General features: G+C 56.0%; 9 protein-coding genes and 4 tRNA genes. 1 reads left to right on the top strand and 12 read right to left on the bottom strand.

The window, feature by feature from the left end; all coding sequences use genetic code 11:
• The 12 genes from JRJ26_08915 to JRJ26_08860 form a co-directional block, all read right to left on the bottom strand.
• The coding region (locus JRJ26_08915) for a transposase (GenBank protein ID MBW2057597.1) at positions 1-183 on the bottom strand (183 nt) is incomplete at its 3' end.
• Between the two features lie 243 nt (positions 184-426).
• Positions 427-1,413 carry a peptidylprolyl isomerase gene (locus JRJ26_08910; GenBank protein ID MBW2057596.1) on the bottom strand — a complete coding sequence of 329 codons (987 nt, stop codon included), beginning with the start codon at positions 1,411-1,413 and terminating at the stop codon, positions 427-429.
• A 120-nt stretch (positions 1,414-1,533) separates the two neighbouring features.
• Positions 1,534-1,959, bottom strand: coding sequence for a peptidylprolyl isomerase (locus JRJ26_08905; protein MBW2057595.1), 426 nt, complete (start codon positions 1,957-1,959; stop codon positions 1,534-1,536).
• 322 nt (positions 1,960-2,281) lie between these two features.
• Positions 2,282-4,732, bottom strand: a complete 2,451-nt coding sequence (gene lon, locus JRJ26_08900; GenBank protein ID MBW2057594.1) for an endopeptidase La — start codon at positions 4,730-4,732, stop codon at positions 2,282-2,284.
• A 72-nt stretch (positions 4,733-4,804) separates the two neighbouring features.
• On the bottom strand, positions 4,805-6,064 hold the full coding sequence (gene clpX / locus JRJ26_08895) for an ATP-dependent Clp protease ATP-binding subunit ClpX (protein MBW2057593.1): 1,260 nt from the start codon (positions 6,062-6,064) through the stop codon (positions 4,805-4,807).
• Between the two features lie 18 nt (positions 6,065-6,082).
• Entirely contained in the window at positions 6,083-6,685 is a 603-nt protein-coding gene (gene clpP / locus JRJ26_08890; protein MBW2057592.1) for an ATP-dependent Clp endopeptidase proteolytic subunit ClpP, read from the bottom strand.
• Positions 6,685-7,992, bottom strand: a complete 1,308-nt coding sequence (tig, locus tag JRJ26_08885) for a trigger factor (GenBank protein MBW2057591.1) — start codon at positions 7,990-7,992, stop codon at positions 6,685-6,687. Before tig ends, clpP begins: the two co-directional genes overlap by 1 nt.
• A 54-nt stretch (positions 7,993-8,046) precedes the next feature.
• A tRNA-Leu gene (locus JRJ26_08880) sits at positions 8,047-8,128 on the bottom strand.
• 56 nt (positions 8,129-8,184) lie between these two features.
• Positions 8,185-8,258: transfer RNA gene (locus JRJ26_08875), tRNA-Lys, on the bottom strand.
• Positions 8,259-8,394: 136 nt separating this feature from the next.
• Positions 8,395-8,922 carry a hypothetical protein gene (locus tag JRJ26_08870; GenBank protein ID MBW2057590.1) on the bottom strand — a complete coding sequence of 176 codons (528 nt, stop codon included), beginning with the start codon at positions 8,920-8,922 and terminating at the stop codon, positions 8,395-8,397.
• Positions 8,923-9,343: 421 nt separating this feature from the next.
• Positions 9,344-9,420 (bottom strand) — tRNA-Arg (locus JRJ26_08865).
• Positions 9,421-9,488: 68 nt separating this feature from the next.
• Positions 9,489-9,562: transfer RNA gene (locus JRJ26_08860), tRNA-His, on the bottom strand.
• A gap of 417 nt (positions 9,563-9,979) precedes the next feature.
• Here JRJ26_08860 and JRJ26_08855 point away from each other — a divergent pair.
• Positions 9,980-10,660, top strand: coding sequence for a hypothetical protein (locus tag JRJ26_08855; protein MBW2057589.1), 681 nt, complete (start codon positions 9,980-9,982; stop codon positions 10,658-10,660).
• Positions 10,661-11,026: the final 366 nt, after the last annotated feature.

Genomic DNA, 11,026 nt, shown 5'->3' with positions numbered 1-11,026 from the left:
GGAGAACTTCGACAGACTCTCAATCAGCCCGTCCAGACGACCTCCTTCCAAAAGCCGGTCCATCCGGCCCAGGGTCGCAATGACACGCTGTTTGGGTTTTCCCTCTTCCCGGTAGCTTTCAACAATCTGAAGGTATTCGTGAACGGTCTTTTTGGTCTTGAGCTTCTTGAGTCTGGTAAACATGACATTTCATATCTACCAGAAAGAATCAATTATGTCAAGAAACAAATTACTATTATTGGCATTACACTTTTTTCATTCTCAAAAACCGCATCTAACGATTTCAATAGGTTATGGTAAAATATGCCCTATTTCGGGCTTCCAACTGTCGAAAAAAAGTCGAGCCGAAGACCAGCATCTACCCCACTTTCATGGCACAGGCACGCCAAGGTTCAATTTGCAGATCAGACCCCGCGTACGACGGCCTTAGTCGGAAAATCTTTCCACCTTTGCCTTCTGTCTGAGCTGCTCTATGTACCGCTTTGTCTCCTGCTGGGTCTTCTCGCTCCTGAGAAAGGCCTCGATCTTTTCCCTGACGTCATCATAGGCGATCGTCGTTTCGGGCTTCCTTCCCGTCACTTTTATGATGTGGTACCCGAACCTGGTCTCGACTATATCGCTCACTTCGCCCGGTTTTAGGGCGAAGGCCGCGTCTTCAAAAGGCTTTGCCATGTCTCCCCGCTTGAAGTAGTTGAGGTCTCCTCCTCTGGGAGCACTCGGGCCCTGGGAGAACTCCTTGGCAAGAGCCGCAAAGTCCCCGCCTTTGCGCAGCTTCTCTTGAATCGATTCTATCTTCCTCCGTGCCTCGGCCTTCTGCGCCTCGCCTGCCCGCGGATCGACCTTGACCAGGATATGGCTGGCCCGCACCTGCTCCGGCCGTCTGAAGAACCTGGGGTGGCTGTCGTAATACTCCCTGCATTCCTTCTCAGAGACAGTGATCTTGCCAGAAACCTGCCCGTCTATCAACTGCTGGATGGCCATCTCTCGCTCGATCTGAGACCGAAGGGTATCTTCGCCCAGATTCATCTGGCTCAGGGCACTCTTAAATTCGGCTTCGCTGGAAAACCCCTTTCTCAGATTGTCCATCTCCTTGTCGACCGCGGTTTGGTCGACCCTGATGGCTCTTCTCTGGCTCTCCCTGTAAAGTAACTCCCGATTTATCAGGCTTTCCAGGACCTGCTTCCTTATGGCCGAGAGCTGGGAATCGCTGAGAGGCCTCCCCCTGCTGGCGAACATCTGCCGTACACGGCTCATCTCCGTGTCAAGCTGCTCCTCGGTGATCGCGGAACCGTCCACCACGGCGACCTTCTTCTCTGATGGCAGTCTCTCATCTTCCGCTACAGAGAAACCGGCACCCACAAGGATCGAGACGACCGCAAGCCCACAAAAGAATCTCCTAACCTTTGGTTCCATTACATTGTCTCCCTTCGAATACGACGGATCTACAAAACCCCAGTCTCCAACGAACCCACCCCGGCCTCTGCGGGGCCCGCTCTGCTCCACATGAGTCCGGTGTCCGCCGCCAGGTCGGTCTTACTTCGATTCCAGCGCGACCAACTCTATGTCAAAAGTGAGGGTATGCCCTGCAAGGGGATGATTCAGGTCGAGAACTGCAAAATCCTCGCCGAGTTCCGTAATCCATACCACAAGGGTTTCGCCTTTGACCTCTGCATGGAGCGGGTCTCCAACCTGGGCGCCCTCGGGCACCATGTTGCGCGAAACACGCTGTTCGAGTTCGGGAAGGCGCTCTCCGTACCCGCTTTCAGGTTCCACGGTGACGGTTTTCGACTGACCGGGCCGCATGCCCAAGACGGCCTCGCTCACACCCAGGATCACCTCACTGCCCCCGGCACTGAACTTCAAGGGAGCCCGGCCGTGGGAGCTGTCAAAAATCGTGCCGTCCTCCAGTCGGCCGGTGTAATGGATCTGGACCTGATCTCCCGGTTTTGCAATCTCCATGAACTTCTCCTTTTCTTTTCCGAGTTTGATCTGCCGATAAACCCGGAAGGCTCGCAGACGGCCTTTCATGCGCGGCCGAACAACACGCCCCCGCCGGGAGTATCCCAGCCGATCATCACCGGAATTTCAAAAAGACAAAGAAAACCTCAGGATCCTAGAAAGTCCTGAGGTCTCTCGAACAAACAAACCTTTCGGGCTCCCCAAGAAGCCGATATTTTCATTATACCGTGAAGGTCCCTCAAGATCAAAGGGCTTTTCGAAAAGATTCCGGGGCTGCCACAACCCCGCCCTTCATGCGGATCGGCCCTGTCAACGGCCCGTCTCAATGCCTCACGAGGGAACTTTCCTCTGCCGTGGTCAGCGGCGGGGGAGCAAAGAGGGGTTCTGCCATGACCTCCCTCTCCTCCTTCAATACCCGCGGCTCATCGAGAGCAAGGGACCTTCTCAGGACCTCGTCCATGTGGGCCACAGGAACGAGCTCAACGGCCTTGCGGATCTTGGGTGAGATCTCCTCGGTGTTCTTCAGGTTCTCTCTGGGTATCAGAACAGTCTTGATTCCCATCCGATGGGCCGCCAGAATCTTCTCCTTGAGCCCACCCACGGGGATCACCCGGCCCCGCAGGGTGATCTCTCCGGTCATGGCCACACTGTTCCGAGCGGGAACCCGGGTAAGAGCAGAGACGATCGCCGTGGCAATGGTAATACCCGCCGACGGACCGTCCTTCGGGATCGACCCCTCGGGAATGTGCACGTGGAGGTCCACCTTCTGGTAGAAGTCCTTCTCCAGTCCCAGGTTCTTTGCCCGAGACCGGACATAGGTCATGGCAGCCTGGGCCGACTCCCTCATGACCTCACCCAACTTCCCGGTGATGATCAGGTTTCCCTTTCCGGGCACTACTGTCGCCTCGGTCACAAGCAGCTCGCCGCCCGCCTCGGTCCAGGCCAATCCGTTGACCATCCCGATCTGGTCCTCTTTCTCTCCCCTTGCGTCCCGGTAGATGGGGATGCCGAGGTATCTTTCGAGGCTTCGAGCTGTGATCCTGGCCCGGGCGCCCTGACCCTCCTTGATCACACGCTTGGCCACCTTGCGGCAGATAGAGGCGATCCGCCGTTCCAGATCTCTCACACCCGCTTCCCTTGTATAGAGTTGAACGATCCTCTGAATGGAACCCTCAGAAAACCGGAGATTTTCCGGTGAAAGTCCATGAGCCTCCCTCTGCTTGACGATCAGAAACCGTTTGGCGATGTTGAGCTTCTCCAGCTCGGTATACCCGGCGATCCTTATCACTTCCATCCTGTCCCTGAGGGCCGGAGGAACGGCCTGAAGAGTGTTGGCTGTCGTGATGAACATCACCCTCGACAGATCATAGTCCACACCGAGGTAATGGTCATTGAAGCTCTGGTTCTGCTCCGGGTCCAGAACCTCGAGCAGTGCCGCCGACGGGTCTCCCCGGAAGTCTGCGCTCATCTTGTCCACCTCATCCAGGAGAAAAACCGGGTTACTCGAACCGGCCTTCTTTATGGACTGGATGATCTTACCCGGCATCGACCCCACGTATGTCCGCCGGTGTCCCCTGATCTCCGCCTCGTCACGAACACCTCCCAAAGAGAGACGGACGAAATTCCTCCCCGTGGCCCGGGCGATCGACCTTGCAAGGGAAGTTTTGCCGACTCCGGGAGGTCCTACAAAGCAGAGAATGGGTCCCTTGATCCTGTCCACCAGCCTCTGAACGGCCAGGTATTCGAGTATCCTTTCTTTCACATCCTTAAGCCCGTAATGGTCCGCTTCCAGGATGCTCTCCGCCTCCTCGATGTCTGTCTTTTCCTCTGTGTAGCGGTTCCAAGGCAGGGAGAGGAGCCAGTCGATGTAGCTCCTTACAACCGCCGCCTCGGCAGAACTGGGAGACATCAACCTCAGCTTCTTGAATTCCTTTTCCACTTTTTGTGATGCCTCCTTGGACATCCGCCCTTTCCTGATTCTGTCTTCGAGCTCCTTCAATTCACGGCTGAACTCGTCCCTCTCCCCCAGTTCCTTTCTGATCGCTCTGATCCGCTCGTTGAGATAGTATTCCTTTTGGGTCTTCCCTATCTGTTTCTTGATCCTTGACTCTATCTTCTTTTCGACCCGAAGGATTTCGAGTTCCCCCTCAATCAAACCAAGCAGGCATTCCAACCGTCCTGCAGGGCTTGCTGTCTCGAGCAGCTTCTGTCGGTCCTCGATTTTCAAGTTGAAATAGGCTACCAGATAGTCGGCCAGTATGCCGGGGTCTCTGATCTGAGAGGCCGTTTCCAGAATCCCAGGCGGAACCTTCGGATTCAATCGTATGTAATTCCTGAAAGCCTCCTTGGCCGAGCGAAGAAGCGCTTCCACCTCGTGAGAAGATGGCTCGTCAGCCCTCAACGGACTGACCGCTGCCTGGAGAAAATCCCCGGCAGGAACAAACCTGTCGATCTCGACCCTCTCCTGCCCTTCCATCAGCACCTTTACGGTCCCGTCCGGGAGTTTGAGCAGCTGTACGATTGATCCAAGGACAGCCACCCTGTAGATGTCATCTGCTGCAGGATCGGACTGTCCGGCGTCCTTCTGTGTCGCGAGGATCACCCTCTTCTCGTTGTCCAGGGCGAACTGCAGGGCACGAATCGATTTCTCCCTTCCCACGAAGAGGGGAACGACCATTCGAGGGAAGACCACGATGTCCCGTAATGGAAGAAGGGGAAGGATCTGATGACGGCGGGAACTCGAAGATCGATCTTTAGCGCGAGGCTGACCCATAGCGTAATTGTCCTCCGGCCCGGTGATCTCACCTTACATATCGGATCTTGGGGCTGGAAGATTGAGGAGATTTTAGGCTACCTCAGCCTCGCTCTCGTAGAGAACAATCGGGCTTTCGTTCTTCTGGATTACCTCTTCGCTGATAATGCACTCCCTGATATTTTTCTCGGATGGGATGTCGTACATGATGTCGAGCATGACGTTCTCGAGAATGGCCCGGAGGCCCCGCGCCCCGGATTTTCTCCTCACAGCCTCCCTGGCCACGGCTTTCAGCGCGCCGTCGGTAAACTTCAGCGTGACGTTTTCGAGTTCGAAGAGCTTCTGATACTGCTTGACCAGCGCGTTACGAGGCCGAACGAGAATATCCACAAGGGCGTCGATACTCAGCTCTTCGAGAGTCGCAATGACCGGGAGGCGGCCGATGAACTCCGGAATGAGTCCGAATTTGAGCAGGTCCTCGGGTTGGACCTCCCTAAGGATGGATGAACCATCCTGCGCTCTCCTCTCGCTCACGTCGGCCCCGAATCCCATGGTCTTGCCGCCCACCCTCTGTTCCACGATCTTGTCCAGTCCGACAAAAGCACCCCCGCAGAGAAAGAGGATGTTGGTTGTATCGATTTGGAGAAACTCCTGCTGGGGATGTTTTCTACCGCCTTTGGGTGGAACGCTGGCCACGGTCCCCTCGATGATCTTCAAGAGGGCCTGCTGGACCCCTTCTCCGGAGACGTCCCTGGTGATCGAGGGGCTGTCGGATTTCTTGGATATCTTGTCGATTTCGTCGATGTAGATAATCCCGCGCTGGCAGCGCTCCACGTCGTAGTCCGCTGTCTGGAGAAGGCTCAGGATGATATTCTCTACGTCCTCTCCCACGTATCCCGCCTCGGTCAAAGAGGTGGCGTCGGCGATGGTAAAAGGAACGTCAAGAATCTTGGCCAGGGTCTGGGCCATCAGGGTCTTGCCCGACCCGGTGGGACCGATCAAGAGGATATTGCTCTTCTGGAGTTCCACGTCCCCCAGGCTCACCTTTGTATCGATCCGCCTGTAGTGGTTGTGGACGGCTACGGAGAGTATCTTCTTGGCCCTTTCCTGACCGATGACATACTCATCCAATCGTGCCTTGATCTCTGCAGGCTTCGGAACGGCCACCTTTGAAGAAATCAGCCTCTCTTCTTCGGTCTCTTCGGCGATGATCTCGTTGCACAGTTCGATGCACTCGTCACAGATGTACACGGTCGGACCCGCAATGAGCTTCCTTACCTCATCCTGGCTCTTCCCACAAAACGAGCAGTGGAGAATCGACCCCGGGTTACCGCTCTCTTTGTCCTTCGCCATCGTATCCCTCCAACGATGTCATGATTCTTTCGGGGAGACAGGCCTTCTCACGACGACCTCATCGATGATGCCGTAAGCTTTTGCCTGCTCGCCCGTCATGAAAAAATCCCTGTCCGTATCCTTCTCAATCTTCTCCAATGTCTGGTGGGTGTGCTTGGAAAGAATACGGTTTATCTCCTCCCTCATTCGGAGAATCTCCCTGGCCTGAATATCCACGTCCGAAGCCTGACCCTGGAACCCTCCCATGGGTTGGTGGATGAGGATACGCGCATGGGGAAGGGCATACCTTTTGCCCTCCTGGCCTGCCGACAGCAACAGTGCACCTATGCTGGCGGCCTGTCCCATACACAACGTCGAGACCTGTGGCTTGATATACTGCATCGTATCGTAAATGGCAAGTCCTGCCGTGACAACCCCTCCTGGGGAATTGATATAGAGATGAATGTCCTTATCCGGGTCCTCGGATTCCAGGAAGAGCATCTGGGCGATAACGAGATTCGCCACGTCATCGTCCACCGCCGTCCCGACAAAGATGATCCTTTCTTTCAGGAGCCTGGAATAGATATCGTAAGCCCTCTCTCCACGGCCGTCCCTCTCAACTACAATCGGTATGAGTGCCATCACTGCTCCCCGCCACGCACTTTTCCTTGAAGGTCGGTCACCCGAGCTTTCTCGCGGAGAAACCGGAGCGTCTTCTCCTCGAGAAGCCTGGCTCTAAGACCCTCTGCGCGGTTCTCTTTCGAATAGTACGCCTCCACCTGGCTCTTGGTCCGGTCCGCTCTCCCGGCAATCCCTTCAAACTCCCGGTCGAGCTCCCCCTGAGAGACCTCGATCCCCTCCATCTCGGCAATCCTGTTGAGAAGCAGGGTCGATTTGACCAGCCGGACCGCCCTTTCCCGGTAATCCTCCCTCAACCTCTCCTCATCCAGTGCGGCTGAGTTCAATTCAACCCCCTGGTATGCCAGCCCGAGCTTGAGTTCCCGAATCAAGGCGTCGATCTGCCTTTCCACCATGCTCTGGGGGACCTCGAACCGGTTTTTCTCGATCAGATGATCGAGAATCTGCTCGTTCATTTCCCTCTCGACCTCGAGTCGCTTCTCCTCTTCAATCTCCCCTCTGACTTTTTCCCGCAGTTCCTCCAGCGACTCGGAACCCAGATCCTTTGCAAACTCATCATCCAACGGGGGAATCACCTTCTCGCGGATCTCCCTGACTTTCACACGGAAAGAGGCTTTCTTGCCGGCCAACGCCCTGTCCCTATGGTCTTCCGGGAAAACTGCCTCTATCTCTCTCTCTTCATCACACCGGGCCCCGACCAGGCCGTTCTCTATCTCCCCTGCGAACCTGCCCGCTCCTATCTCGACGGAGACCCCCTGCCCTTGGCCGCCCTTGAAAGGCTTGCCGTCCATGGTTCCCCGAAAATCGATCAGGACGAAGTCTCCCTCCCGGACAGGCCTCTCCTCTTCGATTCTCCTCAACTGAGCGTGGAGTTGTTGCAGCCGGGCGAGTCTTTCGGCGACTTCCTTCTCTTCGACCCTTATCTCCCCTTTGGTCACAGGGATTCCGACATAGTCATCCACCTTGATCTCGGGTTCCACCTCCACGACAGCAGAATACCTGAAGGGTTTTCCCTCGGTCAAACCCTCGTTCTCCAGATTCGGGAGAGAAACGGGGAGAATCTTGCTTTCCGAGATAGCTCCCTTGTAGGTACTCTCGATGAGCCTTGAGATGACCTGTTCTGTCACGTAATCGTTATAGTAGCGCTTCAGGATCTCGCGGGGAATCTTGCCGGGTCTGAACCCCTTGACCTTTGCGGTCTTTCTCAACGCGACGTAGACGTCCTCGATCTCCTTCTTGACGGCTTCTTGAGGGACGACGACGTGGATTCTCTTCCGAGTAGGTCCAAGCTCCTCAACCCTGACATCCATGTCCGACTCTCTTTACCTCCCATCCCGGTCCATCTGAACATCCCGGCGAAACCATGCGAGAGGGGGGACTCGAACCCCCACGGCTTTCACCACTGGATCCTAAATCCAGCGCGTCTACCAGTTTCGCCACCCTCGCAAAAAGAGTTAAGAGAACGCTCTCCACGCCTCTTAACTCTTTTCCGAAAAACCCGATGACCCGTGGAGGAATCGAACCTCCAACCTACTGATTAAGAGTCAGTTGCTCTGCCTAATTGAGCTAACGGGTCCTAATCCCATTTATTATTGGGAAAGCATTGCAAAAGGACTTGCTCCGGGATCCCTCGAGGATTTCGAGATTCTGAGCGACCCAGCCACATGCGATCTCTCGTAGGCCAGGACTCGTAATATATTATCCACATTTGGCTAGTCCGTGTCAATACTCGAAAAATCGGAGCCCTCTTTGCCTCCGGCCAGGGTGAACCTCCATTTGCAAAACATGTCCTCAGGGTGAGGATCAGGTGGGGCAAAGACGCACTCAACCCGGATCCGCTCGTCGACCTCGCCGGCAAAACTCCTGAATTCACCCCAGTGCATCTCCTTGCACGAATACTCCCCCAACCCCCGTTTGAGCCTCGCCTCCTGGGCAGGACAGCGGGGCACGGAGACGATCACCTCCTCGTCTGTCTGGTCGATGTCGTAACCGGCCAACATCTGCCATGGAAAGTATTTCAGAGTTCTCACGAACCCGGCGAGCCCCTTTTCCTTGATCTCCAGCCGCCGTATCAAATCCCTCGCGGCCATTCCGGCCACTTTCTCCCAGACCCTGGCATTGATCTTTTCCGCCACCTGCCGGCCGAATTCCCTCTCCATGTAAATAAACCAGAAAGCATCCACCACCCGGTAATGCCACAGTAAGAACTCCACATACTCCCTTAGAGTGGAAGCATCCATTCTGTCCAAGGGTTCGAGATTCACCGTTCGGCCTCTTTACGAAACACAATCTCCCCATGTCCCGGGATTGTCGAGCGCCTGGTCAAATGGCCTGCAACACCCGTGGAAATCATGTGGATAAACAGAACCGTTGAATCCATAGACCACCGTGAGCAGAGAGCGACTGGAGGGCAGCCACGTTCCCCCTATGCAACAAAAAGACCTACTTTCGAGGAGTTAGACCTGATCCGAGAGGCACTCACAAGGGCCGAGAGAAAGCTGCCCGGTCTTGCCCGGCTCATACCTATAAATGTGGACAGGCGGTAGATCTCTTCACCCCCCAAGGCCTCTTTCACTGCACGGCCGACATGCTCTATGGTCAGATCCGGCCGCTGCCCCTGCCGTTCAACCCGAGGCTGGAAATCTTCCCAGAGAGCCCAAGTGGTACGCCCGGAGGGATTTGAACCCCCGACCTGCGGATTCGAAGTCCGACGCTCTATCCAGCTGAGCTACGGGCGCATATCCTCGCAGTGCAACACCATCAACCGCCCTATGGACAGTCAGACCACCAGCCCTTGCAAAACCAGGGTGAGTGATGGGACTCGAACCCACGACCTCTGGGGCCACAACCCAGTGCTCTAACCAACTGAGCTACACCCACCAAACAACCACCAAGGCAAATCCCCACGCGGCTTCTCTCACAGACTCCAGGAGGATAACCGTGCCGCAGACACCCCTTTCGCCATCTCCTCCGGTCGGCGCGGGTTGCAAAAAAAGCGAAACCTGTCGCAGACCCGCCGCCTCCTTTGTATGTGTCGATTCTACCAATCAAATCTCTGAAAGTCAATCTCTCCGGCCTCCCGAAGTTGCCCCGCGTCGGGGAAAGCCTTGTCCCGGAGCGGCACCGCCCAACGGGCCGAGCCCCCCTTCGACGAGGGCATAGCCCTTCTGCCGGGTACAACAGGCTTTGGCTCGTGGTACCGGGGATGCCGGGCCCGGCCCCGTACAAGCCGGTCCTCCAGGATTCCAGAGCATTGCCGCTCCATACCATGATTTCTTAGAGAAAGCAAAACAGGGTGTGACCGAGCCGATAACAGGTGCCAGGTCATACTGGGATGAGGGGCTCCGCATAGTCTCCCCCCGGAGGAATTTTGATCTCAAAATCGGCGTGAGAATCCTGTTCGATGCCGGGGATATCGACGCCGATCAAGAGTTGGAGACGGCCTTTCCAGGCCTGGACGGCCCTGAAACGGATCTCCGGCAAATGCGCGTCTATGTATTGGGAAGGGTATACGATGCCTTCGATTTCAAGCTCCACATCGATTTTGCCAATGTGGCCGAAATAAAGGACAACCTGTTTCGCATCACGAAGATTCCCTTTCTCAGGCCATTCGTATTCGGCAACCAGAAGGAGCCAATCTCACTGGAAAACATCGCCTCCCTGACAAACAGCACCTTCATGGAGAGGGCCTTGCCGACCAAGGCGTTTTCGCCGAGCCGGAACATAGGAATCACGTATAACAGGGCAGCCCTGGACGAGCGGATGACCTGGGCTGTGGGCGGGTTTTTGAACACGGATTCGGGCAGTGAGCTGGGAGAGGCCAGGGATCGAATAAGCGGGATCAACGGCCTTGACCTCACAGCCCGCATCACGGGGCTTCCATGGTACACAGACCAGGGCAGAAGCCTCCTCCACGTGGGCCTCTCATACGGCCACCAATTCACCGATGTCTTGGGCAGCGACGGTCATACGAGATAGAGGGCACGTCCCGAGTCATTCCTCACCGACGTCCGACTCATGGTCAACTATGTGCGGGCCCGCGCCAAGGACCGTGCCAATCCCCCCCTGGTTGACAAAGGGCGGGCAGATATCTTCCAGGGCCGTTTCCAGATCGATTTCTGAGCAACTTGCACCTGCGGCACCTCCGGCCTGGATATTGAGGACGGAAATGGGTTAAATTATCCCTGAACCGACAATTTGCGATTTTGAGAGGCGAAGCGGCGAAGAATCCCTCTGCTTGTAAATCTCAGATTCTTCGCTCGCCCGCTCAGGTGGAACCGCTCGGGCCTGTCCGTTCCCCCGGTTCAGGGCAGGCTCTTGAGCGAAGCGATGGCCTCGCAACCG

The organism is Deltaproteobacteria bacterium (assembly GCA_019308905.1).
GTDB lineage: Bacteria > Desulfobacterota > BSN033 > WVXP01 > WVXP01 > JAFDHF01.
Note: the sequence above shows the minus strand (reverse complement) of the source record. Positions and strands in the feature narration are given on the sequence as shown.